Genomic DNA, 15,033 nt, shown 5'->3' with positions numbered 1-15,033 from the left:
TTAATTACCAATGGGTGTTACGGTTATTATTATTTTGGTCCATCTGAATAATGAAACTGTATTCCTGCGCGGTATTTTTAAGCCGGTTAAGGCGACCTGATTTTCCGCCATGACCGGCCGCCATCTCGGTGGTCAGTAAAATCACTGACGATCCCTGATTCATGGTACGTAAACGCGCGACCCATTTGGCCGGTTCCCAGTACGGCACCTGCGAATCGAATAATCCGCCGGTGACCAGCAGGTTGGGATACGCCGCCGCATGCACATTGTCATACGGGCTGTAAGATTTAATGCGCTGATACGCGGCAGGCTCAGCCGGATTTCCCCATTCCTCATATTCGCCTTCGGTCAGCGGCAGCGTCGGATCTGACATTGTGGTCAGCACATCGACAAACGGCACCTGCGCGACCACGGCGTGAAACAAGCCCGGTTGCTGATTGATGACCGCACCCATCAGCAGGCCGCCCGCGCTGCCGCCCATGGCATATAAATGTCCCGGCTGGCCGAAGCCTTGTTGCGCCAGCGCCTGAGTTGCGTCGATAAAATCATTGAAAGTATTGGCTTTATTTTTCAGCTTACCCTGCTGATACCATTGCTGGCCCAGTTCACCGCCGCCGCGCACGTGGATCAGGGCAAAGACAAATCCGCGGTCTAACAGGCTGATGCGGCTGGCACCAAACGCCGGATCCATACTCATGCCGTACGCGCCATAGCCGTAAGCCAGCAGCGGATTATGGCCTTTGCGGAACAGTGATTTGCGGTACACCAGCGAAACCGGCACCTGTACGCCGTCGCGCGCGGTGATCATCACCCGCTGGCTGGCGTAATGTGCCGGATCCACGCCTTCCACCGGTTTCTGCTGCAACAGCGTGCGGGTGCCGGTGGACATGTCCCATTCATAAATCCGCGTCGGAGTGGTCATGGACGAATAGCCGTAGCGCAGTTTGTCGGTGTCCGGCGTGGGATTTGAACCGAGCCACGCCATGTAACTGTCTTCGTCAAACGTCACGTTGCGCGTCTGTCCGGTTTTCCAGCCGATCATTTCCAGCTGAACGCGTCCCTGACTGCGGACTTGCAGCACCAGCTGATGGCGGAACAGGGCAAAGTTTTCCAGATCCCGCTGATCATCCGGCGCGACCAGTGTCTGCCAGGGCGAACCTGCTGACGGCGTTGCATACAATCCAAAATGCGGACTGTGCAGACTGGAGTGGATGTAAAACTGACCGCGATAATGGTCCAGATAATATTCCACGCCCGGACGACGGGCTGCGAATAGCTGCGGCGCAGCCAGCGGTTCACTGGCCGGGATCAGCCGCACATCGGAAGACGTATTACCGCTGCTGACGATCATCAGATAATCGTCAGAGGCCGTGCGCGAAAGGCCGAGGTAAAAACCGCCGTCCTTTTCTTCATACACCAGCGCATCCTGAGAAACCGGCGTGCCCGTCTTATGACGGAAAACCTGATACGGCATCAGCGTTTGCGGATGATTGCGGATATAAAACAGATACTGGCCGTCCGCCGACCACTGCATATTTCCCGAGGTGTTTTGCAGCACATTATTTTGCCAGACGCCGGTATTAAGATTGCGCAGACTGATGCTGTACTGGCGGCGTCCCTGGGTGTCTTCGGCGATGGCCATCTGCTGATTGTCTGTGCTGATTTCCAGCCCGCCAAACTGATAATACCTGTGCCCGGCGGCGCGCTGGCTGGCGTCCACCAGCGTCTGCCAGACCGCATTGCCGCTGACCGGCTGACGCAGATATTGCGCATAATCTTTGCCGGGCAGATAACGCTGCTGATAACGATAACCGTGCAGTTCATACGGCACAGATTCGGTGTGTTCCCCCTGGCGGGGGCGCATTTCCTGATACAAGGTTTCCGTTAATGCTGCCCAGCCGGACATCATCCGGGCGCTGTACTGATTTTCGGCACGCAGATAATTCAAGACTTTCGGGTTCTGACGGCTGTCATCGCGCAGCCAGTAATAATCGTCCGTCCGGCTTTCACCGGCCATCTGCAAAATATGCGGATGCTTTTCGGCAACCGGCGGCACGGGTTGCGCTGAGGGGGTGGTACAGACAAAGAGCGTTCCCGCCGTCAGCAGCGTCATCAATCGTGAAAGAGTCATAGTATTCCGTTAAGACTTGCGGCTGTTTGCGCCGCTCAGGGTAAATTCCAGTGGCATCGTCACCGGCACCTGACCGGCTTTCAGCATCTCGCCCGGCGGTTGCGGCAGCGGGCTGGCGCGCTGTAAAACCGCCAGCGCTTCGGCGTCCATCGACATCGTGCCGGAAGATTTCACTAACCGGCTGCTGATCACTTCGCCGCGCTGATCGACGACAAAAGCCACCAGCGCGACGCCGGTGCGGTGGCGCGAAATGGCGTCCGGCGGATATTTTTTCAGGCGGTTAAGCTGCACTTTCACCCGTGTTTCCCAGGTCACTTTGGCGTCGCGGGTCTGTGAGGAATCGCTGTTCATCGGCGCGGCAATTTTATCGGAAACCGCCGCCGTGACCGGCGGAGCAGCCGCGCTGGCGGCGGAAGCGCGGGTGGGATCCTGCTGGCGTTCCTGCGTTTTTTGTACCGGTTTGCGGCGTTTGGGCTGTTCTTGCGGTTTTTTACGTTGCTGAACCAGTTTGATTTCTGCGCTTTCATTTACCGGCGGCGTGATGTTTTTCTGCAACTGTGGCGTTGTTTCCTGCTTGCTGGACGCAGCCGAATCCACCGCCTGCTGAAGGCCGACGGGCAGCGGTTTGGTGGTTTGATTATTTTCGACGCTGGCAGAAAGCGTCACCATCACGGCGGGTGGCGGCAGCTCGTACGGCGGCGGCACGGGCGCTGACCACAATAAATAGGCGGCCAGCGCGCCGTGTGCTGTCAGGGACAATATCAGCCCGATAATGCGGCGCTGAGGGCGCAAAACAAGCCCCGCAGCGACCGGTGTACCGGTAAGAAAGTGAGTGGTCATTTAGTCCATTAAAATGATAATGAGATTCAATATTATTTGATAATAGTAATCATTTGTAATGGCTCTTTACAAGAAACTTTCACAGTCTCCACATTTTTAATTCAGTGAGCACAATAACTTAAGGGTCATTTCGCGCCGGGTTTAATGGCTGCTGCCGGGGTTATCCACACGAAATCGGCCTGCGATTTATCGACCGTCACGCCCGTTTCCGCCAGAAGAAGTACAGTGACGGACGCCGTCGCATCGAGATCTTTGACATGCACCGGCACGCCGATACTTTTGCCTGCGTGATAACCGCCAGCGATCAGCAAAGCCGGGGCGGGCGCGGCAAGAAGCCGCTGGGCCATGCGACGGTCGCGCTGCTGCTGGATCGCCAGCATGGCGTGCAGCTGTTCTGCGCCGATATTTTGCTGATGAGAGGTACGGATGGTGTCGCTGATGGCGTTTCGTACCGCAGGATCCGCCGAACGGGTACCGGCCGGGAACTGCGGATTTTCATAGAACGCCATGATTTCACTGCGATCCAGATTGGCAGAAAGCAGCGGATACGGCGCTTTCATGGCGCTCATCACCACATCGCCGTACATCGACCAGTCCCAGCTTTTTTGCCAGTTAATCAGTTCTGCGACATGCGCAGGGCGGGCGTCCGGCCCGGTTTGCAGCCAGGCCTTCACCTGATCCACTTTCGGCTGCTGATCCGGCGTCAGCATTTCCATCAGCACGCTGCCTTGCGGACGCACTGCCGGCAGGCTTTGTACCAGCCAGTTTTCAATCTGATGATGTGTCGGGTTGTCGTGCTTTTCACCGACGATAACGCGGGGTTGGGCAGCCAGTCTGCTGAGCAACTCAGACGGAGAAAGGGTTGCGCCGGTGTGCAAATCAGTGATGATGCCGCCCGGCGCCGTCAGCGGTTTGGCGGTGTGGCGCGGGGCGGTGGAGCAGGCGGTCAGAGCCAGAATGGCCAGAAGTAAAAACTTGTTCATGGTGATCCTCATTTTCCATAGCGGGATGCTGCCCGCATGTTATGGATAATGATTATCATTTACAAGTCAGCGCATCAGCGCGGCCTCAAGGCGTCCGGCAAAACGTTGTGCCTGCTGATGGCAGTGTTCAATAAACGTGGTGACCAGCGCGGAAGCGGGGCGGTGCAGCGGGCGGATCAGGCTGACGGTAAACGGCACAGCGATGCTGAACTCCCGTAATACGACGCCGTTTTCGCTGTTTTTAGCAGAATAATCCAGCGCAGTCAGCGGGTTAACGATGGAAACGCCCGCGCCTTCACGCACCATGCTGCACACCGACGCGGCGCTGTGAGTTTCCATCACCAGCCGCCGCGAAACCTGTTGTTCCGTAAATAAAGTGTCGAGCAGATGGCGGTAACTGTCGGTGGCCGACAGGCTGATAAAATTCAGGCCGCTGAAATCCTGGGGTGTCAGCCGTGATTTTTCCGCCAGCGGATGCCCGGACGGCAGTACACACACCTCGTTCAGCGTGAGCAGCGTCTGGCGCTCGGTTCCGGCGGGCGTCTGGATGTTTTCCGTCAGTCCTAAATCATGACGCTGCGCCGACAGCCACTCTTCCAGCAGCGGCGATTCCTGCGGCACGATGTTGAAACTCACGTCGGGGTAGCGGTCGAGAAACGGCTTACACACCGCAGGCAGCAGCGACTGGCTGAACACCGGCAGGCAGGCGATAGAGAGTTGCGCCTGCTCAAACTGACGGATGCCTTCCGCCGCGCTGACGATCCTGTCCAGCCCGTAATACGATCGCTGCACTTCTTCAAACAGCCGCAACCCTTGCACCGTCGGGTATAAACGCCCGCGCAACCGCTCGAACAATTGCAAATTCAGCAGCTTTTCGCAGCGCGCCAGTTCGCGGCTGACCGTCGGCTGCGAGGTATTGAGCAACGCGGCGGCTTCGGTCAGATTGCCGGTGGTCATGACCGCATGAAAAATTTCGATATGGCGCAGGGAAATCGCAGGCATGGGTTTATCCGGTGAGCGAAGGAACAGCCCATATCATAAATGAATAGACTGGCCTGAAATAGATATTTTATCGCCGGTCAGTCACGCGGCATACTGAGGGAAATATGACTGAATTCACCTGACGGAAAATCTTATGCCACGCGCCCTGAACGACCTGTCTACCGCGCTTAATGCCGCGAATTTACTGGCTCTGCCGCAACAATTTGGCTGCCCTGTGTGGGCGTATGACGCTGAGATCATCAAAGCGCGCATCGCGCAGTTGCGTCAGTTCGACGTCATCCGTTTTGCGCAAAAAGCCTGTTCCAATATTCATATTTTGCGTCTGATGCGCGAGCAGGGCGTGAAAGTCGATTCCGTTTCACTGGGTGAAATTGAACGTGCGCTGGTGGCCGGTTTTATTCCGGGCCGTGAAGACAGTGAGATAGTCTTTACCGCCGACGTGCTGGATCAGCCGACGCTGGAGCGCGTGACGGCGCTGGATATTCCGGTGAACGCCGGTTCCATCGACATGCTCAGCCAGATTGGTCAGCACAAAGCCGGGCATCCGGTGTGGCTGCGCGTGAATCCGGGCTTCGGTCACGGTCACAGCCAGAAAACCAATACCGGCGGCGAAAACAGCAAACACGGGATCTGGTATGCCGATTTGCCACAGGCAATGGCAGAAATCAGCCGGTACGGCCTGAAACTGGTGGGTATTCATATGCATATCGGTTCCGGTGTGGATTACGGGCATCTGGAGCAGGTGTGCGATGCGATGGTCAGTCAGGTGATTGAAACCGGACAAGATATTGAAGCGATTTCAGCCGGTGGCGGTCTGTCGATCCCGTATCATTTTGAAGAAGAATCCATTGATACCGGCCACTATTTTGGCCTGTGGAACCGTGCGCGTGAGCAAATCGCCGCGCATCTGGGGCATGACGTTAAACTGGAAATCGAACCGGGGCGTTTCCTGGTGGCGGAATCCGGCGTGCTGGTGGCGCAAATCCGCGCAGTGAAAGACATGGGCAGCCGTCACTTTGTGCTGTGCGACGCAGGCTTTAACGACCTGATGCGCCCGGCGATGTACGGCAGCTATCACCATATTTCGCTGTTACCGGCAGATGGTCGCGATGTGAGCGGACAGCCGCTGACTGATGCTGTGATCGCCGGGCCGTTGTGTGAATCCGGCGACGTCTTTACCCAGCAGGCAGGCGGCGGAGTCGAAACCTTCCCGCTGCCGCCGGTACAAATCGGTGATTATCTGGTGTTCCACGACACCGGGGCGTACGGCGCATCCATGTCATCCAACTACAACACCCGCCCGCTGCTGCCGGAAGTGTTGTTTGAGCATGGCGTACCGCGGTTGATTCGTCGTCGTCAGACGGTAGAAGAGCTGATCGCCTTAGAACTGTAATCCCCGTCATCCTTCGCGCTGACTCTGCGTTGGCTGCCTTTCGTGAACCCCGGTCACATTCTTGTGTATGTGACCGGGGTTTCATTGCGTTGCCGCCCTGATGCCACTCAAAGGATTCAGGGGAATTCCTGAGTGATAAACTCATTACTTATCAAACATCTCTTTACGCAGTAACACGATCTCTTCGGCCAGTTCACGGCACAGCATGGCGGTCATCAGGTGATCCTGCGAATGCACCATGATCAGGTTCACCGGAATTTTGCCCACGCCTTCATCCAGACCAATCAGCTGCGTCTGCACTTTGTGCGCGATACGCGCCGCATCGTCTGAGGCTTTCAGCATGGCATCAGCCTGTTCCCACTCTTTTTTACGTGCGTGCTGAATCGCCATCATCGCGTTAGATCGTGCTTCTCCGGCGTTGATCAATAACTCCATCACCGTTTGTTCCAGATCGAATTCCATCGAAAACTCCAAATTGGTATACCAGAAAAGGGTGAATTCATCATATTGGAATTCCAATATTCACATGTGAGAACAATGTCACAGAAATTAATTCTCATTCAGCTATTTTTTGGCATGCCACATTTCGCATTATTGATGAAATAACGCCGACATGTGGCCGACAGGATCACTCTCAGAAACGGAATCTGGCTCTACTTCGCGCGACACCTTTTCTTTCAGATGCATAAAAGGTCAATGCGAAACAAACACCTGCAAAGCGTGAAACAAAATTAAAAGAGGTGGTGTCATGTCATTTAAAGACCGTTTTATCGATTCTCTCGGGGGATTCGCCAATACCTTTAATAGCTACAGATACATTATGGCTATCAAAGCTGCTTTTATCACATTAATGCCCGTTATTATTGTAGGGGCATTCTCGGTATTAATTTCTAACATGGTGATGGATCCGAAAAACGGATTGGCTCACTTTGAAATGTTGTCATGGCTGGCGACGCTCAAACCGATTATGAGCAGCATTAACTACGCCACGCTGAGTTTCCTGACCATTGGTGCCGTCTTCCTGATCGGTATTGAATTAGGCAGAATTAACGGCTCGCGATCATTATTTCCCGGACTGCTGGCGGTCATTTGTTTTATTGCCGTGACGCCGACCACTGTCGATATGATGGTCAATGGTCAGATGCAGGAAGTGAAAGATGTGCTGGCCAAACAATTCTCCGATACGAAAAGTCTGTTCCTCGGCATGTTTATTGCCATCCTCTCGGTAGAAATTTATTCCAAGCTCGAAAGCTACAGCGGCCTGCGAATTAAGATGCCGGAAAGCGTGCCGCCGAATGTCTCGGCGTCATTCTCCGCATTAATCCCCGCCATTATTACCGTGGTGATCATTGCCACCTTTGGTTTTGTGTTCCATCAGGTCACCGGCATGTATTTGTACGATGCGGTGTATCAGGTGATCCAGCGTCCGCTGGAGTCGGTGATGCAAAGCCTGCCGGGCATTCTGCTGCTGATGTTTGTGGCGCAACTGTTCTGGGTGATCGGTATTCACGGCAATCAGATGATCAAGCCTATCCGCGAACCCCTGCTGCTGGGCGCGATCATGGTCAACATGACGGCCTTCGAGCAGGGTCATGAAGTACCGAACATCATCACCATGCCGTTCTGGGATGTGTACATGAGTATCGGGGGTTCCGGTTGCACCATCGGTTTGTTGCTGGCCGTCATGCTCGCCACGCGTCGTAAAGAGATGCGCGAAATCTCCAAACTGTCACTCGGGCCAAGCGTCTTTAACATCAATGAACCGGTGATTTTCGGTATGCCCATCATGCTGAACCCGATTCTGGCGATCCCGTTCATCATCACGCCGCTCATCACCGGGACCATCGGTTATTTTGCCACCAGCCTCGGTTTTGCCGGACGCGCGGTTGTCATGGTGCCGTGGACTACGCCGCCTATCATCAACGCCTGGCTTTCTACCGCCGGTTCGATGGGGGCTGTGATCACTCAGGCCGGTTGCATTGTGGTGTCGGTGTTGATTTATCTGCCGTTCGTGAAAGTGGCTTCCCGCCGCGCCGAACAGGCACAGCTTGAAGCGATGCAGCAAAAACAGGCGGCGACGGCCTGAGTCAATTCATCCGGACAAAGAGGACTGTTATGAGCAAGGTTACCATCGCCATTCCTGAAGGATTTATCCTCGGCGCCGCGGCTTCCGCGTGGCAGACCGAGGGCTGGAGCGGCAAGAAAGACGGGCAGGATTCGTATCTGGATCTCTGGTACAAAAACAGCCGTCACGTCTGGCACAACGGCTACGGCCCGGCGAAAGCCACGGATTTCATCAACCGTTATAAAGAAGACGTGGCGCTGATGAAAGCCAGCGGGCTGAGCCACTACCGCACCTCGATCAACTGGTCGCGCTTTCTCACCGACTATGAGCTGGGCACCGTCGATGAAGCGTACGCCGCTTACATCGACGACCTGCTCGATGAGATGAAACGCAACGGTATCGAGCCCATGCTGTGCCTCGAACACTACGAACTTCCGGCGTATCTGATTGAAAAATATGACGGATGGAGCTCAAAGAAAGTTGTCGAACTGTTTGTGTTGTATGCGGAAAAGGTGTTTGAGCGTTACGCCCACAAAGTCAGCCGCTGGTTTACATTTAATGAACCGGTAGTGGTGCAGACCCGCGTGTATCTGGACGCAATCCGCTGGCCGTTCGAGCAAAACACCGCAAAATGGATGCAGTGGAATCACCACAAAGTGCTGGCGACCGCCAAAGTGGTCGAGCTGTTTTACCGCAAAGGGTATAACGCCTCAGGCACCGTCGGGGTGATTTTAAATCCGGAAGTGACTTACGCCCGTTCAACCGCGGCGCACGACCAGCAGGCGGCACGCATATACGATTTATTTTATAACCGCGTATTTTTAGATCCGATGATTAAAGGGGAATACCCGCAGGAACTGCTGGCATTACTGGAAAAGCACGGCGTGCATTTTGATTATTCACAAGCTGAGCTGACGATAATTCGCAATAACACCGTCGATGAAGTGGGGATTAATTTGTATTACCCGCACCGGGTAAAAGCCCCCTCCCGCGAATGGAATAAAGAGACGCCATTCCATCCGGCGTATTATTACGAGCATTTTGAATTGCCGGGCCGAAGGATGAATAAATCCCGTGGCTGGGAAATTTATCCGCGCGTGGTGTATGACATGGCGATGCGCATTAAAACCGAATACGGCAATATTTCGTGGTTTGTGGCTGAAAACGGCATGGGTATCGAAAACGAAGGGCAGTTCCGCGACGCAATTTCCGGCGAAATTCAGGATGATTATCGGATCGAATTTATCGCCGAGCATCTTTACTGGACGCTAAAAGCGCGGGAAGACGGCGCAAATTGTCAGGGATATATGCTGTGGGCATTTACCGATAATGTCTCGCCGATGAATGCGTTTAAAAATCGCTACGGGTTGATTGAAATTGATCTTGATGACAACCGTAACCGCCATCAGAAAAAATCGTCCCGCTGGTTTAAATCCCTCAGTGACAATGGCGTGTTGTCTTTGACGCTGGATGACGAAGATAAATAACTTAAGGAAATACTATGAAACGTATCGTATTAGCGTGTTCAGCAGGCATGTCTACCTCGCTTGTGGTCACCAAAATGGAAAAAGAAGCCGCGGCCCGTGGCCTGGAATTTAAAATCTACGCCATCCCGGAAAATAATCTGCGAGATGAGCTGGAAGCCTATGGCCGGGATATTCAGGTGGTGTTGTTAGGGCCGCAGGTGAGATTCAAACTGGCGGAAAATAAGAAGCTGACCGACGAACAGGGTATCCCGATTGCAGTGATCGACATGGTGGCTTACGGCACGTTAAACGGTGCAAAAGTGCTGGATCAGGCGTTATCTCTGATACAGTAACATCCGGTCTTTTTTGGTTTATGCATCAGGGTGATTGTGTGGAAAAGGGTGTGGTTTCGCAGGACAGAAAGCAGTATCAGGAAATCGGGCATGACCTGCGCGAGCAAATCAAGCAAGGGCATTTTGCTGTGGGATCCCGCCTGCCGCCGGAACGCAACATGGCGGAAACCTACGGCGTCAGCCGGACGATTGTGCGCGAAGCCTTACTGATGCTGGAACTGGAAGGCACGGTGGATATCCGTCAGGGTTCCGGCGTGTACGTGATCCGCATTCCTTCTCAGGAAGAAGGCGAAGACGAACTGATGTATCAGGGGCAGATCGGCCCCTTTGAAATCCTGCAGGCGCGGCAGTTGCTCGAAAGCAATATCGCCGCGTTTGCCGCCAAAATGGCGACCAAATCAGATATCGAAAATCTGCGCCGTACGCTGGAGCAGGAGCAAACTGCAATCGTCGCCAACGATGAGAGCGGCGACAATGACCGGCTGTTTCACCTGCTGATTGCCGGGGCGACGCAAAATCAGATGTTGCTCGATTCCGTCAAAAATATCTGGATGCACCGTGACTCCAGCCCGTTGTGGAAACAGTTACACAGCCACATCGCCACGCGCGGTTATCGCCTGAAGTGGCTGGCTGATCATCAGAATATTTTGGCGGCACTGCGACGTCGCGACGTGATGGGCTCGTACCAGGCGATGTGGCAGCACATGGAAAACGTGAAAAATACGCTGATGGAATTGTCGGATGTCGATGCGCCAGAGTTTGACGGTTATCTGTTTGAATCCGTGCCGATTTTTCAGGGTAAAATGGTTTGAGTGCAATTAACATCATTAATCTCAGCGACCGGCCTGAATTCAAAGAACAGGTGACGGACTGGTTATGGCAGGCTTTCGGCAGCGATAACAGTCGGGATTTTTTTGCAAGCGTAGTGCAAAGCAGCCTGAGCGGCGCGGATCTGCCGCAAACGTTTATCGCGCTGGCAGGCGAGACACTGGCGGGAACGGTGGGGCTGTGATCTGATCAGCCGCCAGGATCTGACCCCGTGGCTGGCGGCGCTGTACGTCGATGAGGAGTTCCGCTCACAGGGGCTGGGGCAACAGTTGCAGGCATTCGTTCTGGAACAGAGCCGCCGCAGCGGCTTTCGTGAGGTGTACTTGTACGCTGAATTTACCGGCTATTACGAGCGTTTTGGCTGGCAGTATATTGGCGATGCGCTGGATTATCCTGATAAACCGGTGCATCTGTTTCGCCAATTTCTTTAGTTGCCTGCCGGGTTGCTCACCGAGTGTCGGCGCACCAGCGTCGGGCTGAACATGTGGGTGGTTTCCGGTAACGGCAAGCCATTGGCCAGCGCTAACGCCAGCTGCGCCGCCTGATTCGCCATCGCCACCACCGGATAACGCACGGTAGTCAGACGCGGACGCAGATAGCGTGAAATCAGCACATCATCAAACCCAATCAGTGAAATTTCTCCCGGTACATCAATGCTGTTATCGCTTAACACCGATAATGCACCGGCGGCCATCGAATCGTTATAGCAGGTCACCGCGGTAAATCCTTTTCCCAAACCGAGTAAATCCGCCATGGCTTTTTCACCGCCGATTTCATCGGGTTCGGCGTAGGCGATCAGCTTGTCATCCACCGGAATATTATTCTCCGTCAGGGCGTCGATATAGCCCTGCAGGCGATCGCTGGCGTCGGAAATGCCGTGGTCAGAACACAAAATCGCGATGCGTTTATGCCCGGCCTGAATCAGATGGCGGGTTGCCAGCCAGGAACCGTAACGGTCATCAAGGGCAATACAGCGCTGCTCGAAGCCCGGCAGCGTACGGTTAATCAGCACCATACCGGGGATTTGTTGCATCAGGCTGGTCAGTTCATCTTCAGGCAGCATTTTGGCATGCACCACTAACGCGGCACAGCGGTGGCGGATCAACTGTTCAATGGCCTGACGCTCTTTTTCGACGTTGTGATAACCGTTACCAATCAGCAGAAAATTGCCGGTGGCGTAGGCCACCTGTTCCACCGCTTTGACCATCGCGCCGAAGAACGGGTCAGAAACGTCTGCCACGATAAGCCCCAATGTTTCGGTCGCCTGTTGAGCCAGGGCGCGCGCATTGGCATTCGGATGATATTGCAGGTGTTGCATGGCGCTCTGAACCGCATCCCGCGAGCTTTCGCTGGCTTTAGGAGAATGGTTAATCACGCGTGAAACGGTCGCAACCGATACGCCTGCCAGTTTTGCTACATCCTTAATCGTTGCCATAACACTTCCGCTATTCCGTGAGGGTAATCGTTTACACTGACCAGTTTTGCGGAAAAGACCGGTCGCTGCAAGGAGGCTGATCGCAACTTTTAGATGTAAGGGCGATGTAATAGAAAAAGATCGTGGTGATTAACGGAAATCCCAGTGCGATAGGGCGGAAATGCATTTTATTAAGATTATTTGTTCTTTGAACTGCCAGCGTCCTGAATGGTATTTTTAAGGTCATTCATCTGCGCTGAGAAAAATAGAAATTATGTCGATAAAACGCTATCCGCAACTGGCTCACTGGGGCGCGTACACCGCCGTGGTGGAAGATGGCCGCTTGATCCGCTGTGAACCTTATAAAGCGGATGCCGATCCCTCGCCTTTACTGGATTCCATTGTGCCGCTGGTTTATTCCGACAAGCGTATCCGTAAACCGGCTGTGCGTCGCTCGTGGCTGCAAAAACGCGAAAACAGCGCTCGCTCGCTGCGTGGCCGGGAAGATTTTGTCGAAGTGGACTGGGATCTGGCGCTGGATCTGGTGGCGGAAGAAAACCGGCGTGTGCGCGACCGCTATGGCGCTTCCGGCATTTTCAACGGCTCTTACGGCTGGTCCTCCGCCGGGCGTCTGCATCATGCCCGATCGCTGGTGCGTCGTTTTTATTTCACCGGCGGCGGTGGCGTGGATCAGCTTGGCAACTACAGCTGGGGCTCGGCGCAGTTTTTCCTGCCTTATGTCATCGGCACTTTTACACCGCTGACCGGCCGGGTGACTTCATGGCCGAGCGTGGTTGAACACGCAGAAATCCTGCTGGCCTTCGGGGGCCTTGCGCTGAAAAACGCGCAGGTGGCGTCAGGTGGCGCAGTAGAACATACGCTGAAACCGGCGCTGGAGCAGCTGGCGAAGAAGGGCACCCGCGTCATTAATATCAGCCCGATGCGCGACGATTGCCCGGCGTTCCTCAATGCTGAGTGGATCCCAATCCGCCCTAATACCGATGCGGCGCTGATGATGGCGATCGCGTTTGAAATTCAGCGCAAAGAGGCGCAGGACGATGCGTTTCTCGCCAGTCACTGCGTCGGTTATCCGCAACTTGCCGCCTATCTGCGCGGCGATTCGGACGGCATCGCGAAAGACCCGGCGTGGGCGAGCGACATTACCGGTATTCCGGCGGAGCGCATTGCGCGTCTGGCCGATGAGTTGATTGGTGTGCGCAGCTTTATTACCTGTTCGTATTCCGTGCAGCGTGCTCATCGCGGCGAGCAACCTTACTGGATGATGATCGCCATTTCCGCGATGCTCGGCCAGGTGGGTTTACCGGGCGGCGGTTTCTCGTTTGGTCACGGTTCGATGAACAGCGTCGGGAATCCGCGTTATGACACGCCGGGGCCAGCCGTCAGCGCAGGGCCAAATCCGTCCGGCCTGTCGATCCCGGTCGCCCGTATCAGCGACATGTTGCTCAATCCGGGGCAACCGTATGAATTCCAGGGCGAAACGCAGCATTATCCTGATATCCATCTGGTGCACTGGGCGGGCGGAAATCCGTTCCACCATCATCAGCAGCTTAACCGGCTGGTCGAAGGCTGGCAGAAACCGGACACCATAATCGTACAGGATAACGTCTGGACGCCTGCCGCGCAGATGGCGGACATCGTGCTGCCTGCCACGACGTCGCTTGAGCGCAACGATATCGGCGGTTCTTCGAGGGACCGCTTCGTGCTGGCGATGCATCAGGCGATTGCGCCTCAGCATCAGGCGCGTAACGATTTTGATATTTTTGCAGACATCGCTGACCGACTCGGTTATCGCGAACAGTTTACGCAGGGGCGTAATGAAGATCAGTGGCTGCGCCATATTTACCGTCAGTGCGGCGAAGCGCAAAAAGGCACCGGCGTGGAATGGCCGGACTTTGAAACGTTCTGGGAGCGCGGTTTTGTCGAACTGCCGATGCCGGAAAAAGATTTTGTGTTCTTCGAGGAGTTCCGCAAAAGTCCGCGTGCAAATCCCCTCGGCACGCACAGCGGAAAAATCGAACTGTTCTCGGAAACGATCGCCGGTTACGGTTACGCAGATTTCGCGCCACACCCTGAATGGCAGCCGCCGGTAGAATGGCTGGGCGCTGAAACAGCCAAAGAGTGGCCGCTGCACCTGATTTCCATTCAGCCGAAAGATCGTCTGCACAGCCAGCTCGATCAGTCTCCGCTGGCGCAGTCCAATAAAACGGCCGGTAAAGAAACGCTGTTTATGCACCCGGAGGATGCCGTCAGCCGCCAGCTGAATGAGGGCGATCGCGTAAAAGTGCATAATGCCCGCGGCAGTTGTCTGGCCGGAGTGACGTTTAACGATGGCATAACGCGCGGTGTGGTGCTGATGTCGACGGGCGCCTGGTTTAACCCTGGCTTTGGCGGCAAATGGCAGGAGACCGAGCAGGCGGGTAACCCGAATGTGCTGACGCTGGATATCGGCACTTCACGTCTTACGCAGGGTCCGAATGCCATGAGTTGTCTGGTGGAAGTCACGCAGTGCGCACTAAATGATTAAAACCGGGGACATT

General features: G+C 54.9%; 12 protein-coding genes and 1 pseudogene. 7 read left to right on the top strand and 6 right to left on the bottom strand.

Translation table 11 applies throughout. The features are described 5' to 3' along the window. Positions 1–4 precede the first annotated feature (4 nt). The 4 genes from ACQZQY_RS21900 to ACQZQY_RS21885 form a co-directional block, all read right to left on the bottom strand. Positions 5–2,131 carry a S9 family peptidase gene (locus ACQZQY_RS21900; RefSeq protein WP_431296404.1) on the bottom strand — a complete coding sequence of 709 codons (2,127 nt, stop codon included), beginning with the start codon at positions 2,129–2,131 and terminating at the stop codon, positions 5–7. A gap of 9 nt (positions 2,132–2,140) precedes the next feature. Beyond that, positions 2,141–2,971, bottom strand: coding sequence for an energy transducer TonB family protein (locus tag ACQZQY_RS21895; RefSeq protein ID WP_431296403.1), 831 nt, complete (start codon positions 2,969–2,971; stop codon positions 2,141–2,143). Between the two features lie 125 nt (positions 2,972–3,096). Next, complete coding sequence (locus ACQZQY_RS21890; RefSeq protein ID WP_431296402.1) at positions 3,097–3,954, bottom strand: ChaN family lipoprotein; 858 nt, start codon at positions 3,952–3,954, stop codon at positions 3,097–3,099. Between the two features lie 66 nt (positions 3,955–4,020). Then, positions 4,021–4,956, bottom strand: coding sequence for a LysR family transcriptional regulator (locus tag ACQZQY_RS21885; RefSeq protein ID WP_431296401.1), 936 nt, complete (start codon positions 4,954–4,956; stop codon positions 4,021–4,023). A gap of 133 nt (positions 4,957–5,089) precedes the next feature. Here ACQZQY_RS21885 and lysA point away from each other — a divergent pair, with 133 nt between their 5' ends. Further along, positions 5,090–6,349 carry a diaminopimelate decarboxylase gene (gene lysA / locus ACQZQY_RS21880; RefSeq protein WP_183850261.1) on the top strand — a complete coding sequence of 420 codons (1,260 nt, stop codon included), beginning with the start codon at positions 5,090–5,092 and terminating at the stop codon, positions 6,347–6,349. A 144-nt stretch (positions 6,350–6,493) separates the two neighbouring features. Here lysA and ACQZQY_RS21875 read toward each other — a convergent pair whose 3' ends face one another. Further along, positions 6,494–6,811, bottom strand: coding sequence for a PTS lactose/cellobiose transporter subunit IIA (locus ACQZQY_RS21875; RefSeq protein WP_056781835.1), 318 nt, complete (start codon positions 6,809–6,811; stop codon positions 6,494–6,496). Positions 6,812–7,097: 286 nt separating this feature from the next. On the opposite strand from ACQZQY_RS21875, the gene ACQZQY_RS21870 reads away from it, so the two are divergent. The 5 genes and pseudogenes from ACQZQY_RS21870 (at position 7,098) to ACQZQY_RS21850 (ending at position 11,492) form a co-directional block, all read left to right on the top strand. Beyond that, positions 7,098–8,435 (top strand): PTS sugar transporter subunit IIC, encoded by a 1,338-nt coding sequence (locus tag ACQZQY_RS21870; RefSeq protein ID WP_056781833.1) that lies wholly within the window; start codon positions 7,098–7,100, stop codon positions 8,433–8,435. Between the two features lie 29 nt (positions 8,436–8,464). Further along, on the top strand, positions 8,465–9,901 hold the full coding sequence (locus ACQZQY_RS21865) for a glycoside hydrolase family 1 protein (protein ID WP_431296400.1): 1,437 nt from the start codon (positions 8,465–8,467) through the stop codon (positions 9,899–9,901). Positions 9,902–9,915: 14 nt separating this feature from the next. Continuing rightward, a complete protein-coding gene (locus ACQZQY_RS21860; protein ID WP_056781828.1) occupies positions 9,916–10,233 on the top strand; it encodes a PTS sugar transporter subunit IIB in 318 nt (105 codons plus the stop codon). Between the two features lie 38 nt (positions 10,234–10,271). Continuing rightward, positions 10,272–11,045 (top strand): FCD domain-containing protein, encoded by a 774-nt coding sequence (locus ACQZQY_RS21855; RefSeq protein ID WP_056781826.1) that lies wholly within the window; start codon positions 10,272–10,274, stop codon positions 11,043–11,045. 5 nt (positions 11,046–11,050) lie between these two features. Next, positions 11,051–11,492: pseudogene (locus ACQZQY_RS21850) on the top strand (GNAT family N-acetyltransferase). Here ACQZQY_RS21850 and galR read toward each other — a convergent pair. After that, positions 11,489–12,496, bottom strand: coding sequence for an HTH-type transcriptional regulator GalR (gene galR, locus ACQZQY_RS21845; RefSeq protein ID WP_056781823.1), 1,008 nt, complete (start codon positions 12,494–12,496; stop codon positions 11,489–11,491). The pseudogene ACQZQY_RS21850 and the gene galR overlap by 4 nt on opposite strands. 253 nt (positions 12,497–12,749) lie before the next feature. On the opposite strand from galR, the gene ACQZQY_RS21840 reads away from it, so the two are divergent. Next, positions 12,750–15,020, top strand: a complete 2,271-nt coding sequence (locus ACQZQY_RS21840; RefSeq protein WP_431296399.1) for a molybdopterin-dependent oxidoreductase — start codon at positions 12,750–12,752, stop codon at positions 15,018–15,020. Positions 15,021–15,033: the final 13 nt, after the last annotated feature.

This window comes from Rahnella sp. PAMC25559, from assembly GCF_050632365.1.
Taxonomy (GTDB): domain Bacteria; phylum Pseudomonadota; class Gammaproteobacteria; order Enterobacterales; family Enterobacteriaceae; genus Rahnella; species Rahnella rivi.
Note: the sequence above shows the minus strand (reverse complement) of the source record. Positions and strands in the feature narration are given on the sequence as shown.

What these genes read in the sequence shown, in the direction of transcription:
- ACQZQY_RS21900 (WP_431296404.1), bottom strand. Translation starts at nt 2,131, where the DNA reads ATGACTCTTTCACGATTGATGACGCTGCTGACGGCGGGAACGCTCTTT.
- ACQZQY_RS21895 (WP_431296403.1), bottom strand. Translation starts at nt 2,971, where the DNA reads ATGACCACTCACTTTCTTACCGGTACACCGGTCGCTGCGGGGCTTGTT.
- ACQZQY_RS21890 (WP_431296402.1), bottom strand. Translation starts at nt 3,954, where the DNA reads ATGAACAAGTTTTTACTTCTGGCCATTCTGGCTCTGACCGCCTGCTCC.
- ACQZQY_RS21885 (WP_431296401.1), bottom strand. Translation starts at nt 4,956, where the DNA reads ATGCCTGCGATTTCCCTGCGCCATATCGAAATTTTTCATGCGGTCATG.
- lysA (WP_183850261.1), top strand. Translation starts at nt 5,090, where the DNA reads ATGCCACGCGCCCTGAACGACCTGTCTACCGCGCTTAATGCCGCGAAT.
- ACQZQY_RS21875 (WP_056781835.1), bottom strand. Translation starts at nt 6,811, where the DNA reads ATGGAATTCGATCTGGAACAAACGGTGATGGAGTTATTGATCAACGCC.
- ACQZQY_RS21870 (WP_056781833.1), top strand. Translation starts at nt 7,098, where the DNA reads ATGTCATTTAAAGACCGTTTTATCGATTCTCTCGGGGGATTCGCCAAT.
- ACQZQY_RS21865 (WP_431296400.1), top strand. Translation starts at nt 8,465, where the DNA reads ATGAGCAAGGTTACCATCGCCATTCCTGAAGGATTTATCCTCGGCGCC.
- ACQZQY_RS21860 (WP_056781828.1), top strand. Translation starts at nt 9,916, where the DNA reads ATGAAACGTATCGTATTAGCGTGTTCAGCAGGCATGTCTACCTCGCTT.
- galR (WP_056781823.1), bottom strand. Translation starts at nt 12,496, where the DNA reads ATGGCAACGATTAAGGATGTAGCAAAACTGGCAGGCGTATCGGTTGCG.
- ACQZQY_RS21840 (WP_431296399.1), top strand. Translation starts at nt 12,750, where the DNA reads ATGTCGATAAAACGCTATCCGCAACTGGCTCACTGGGGCGCGTACACC.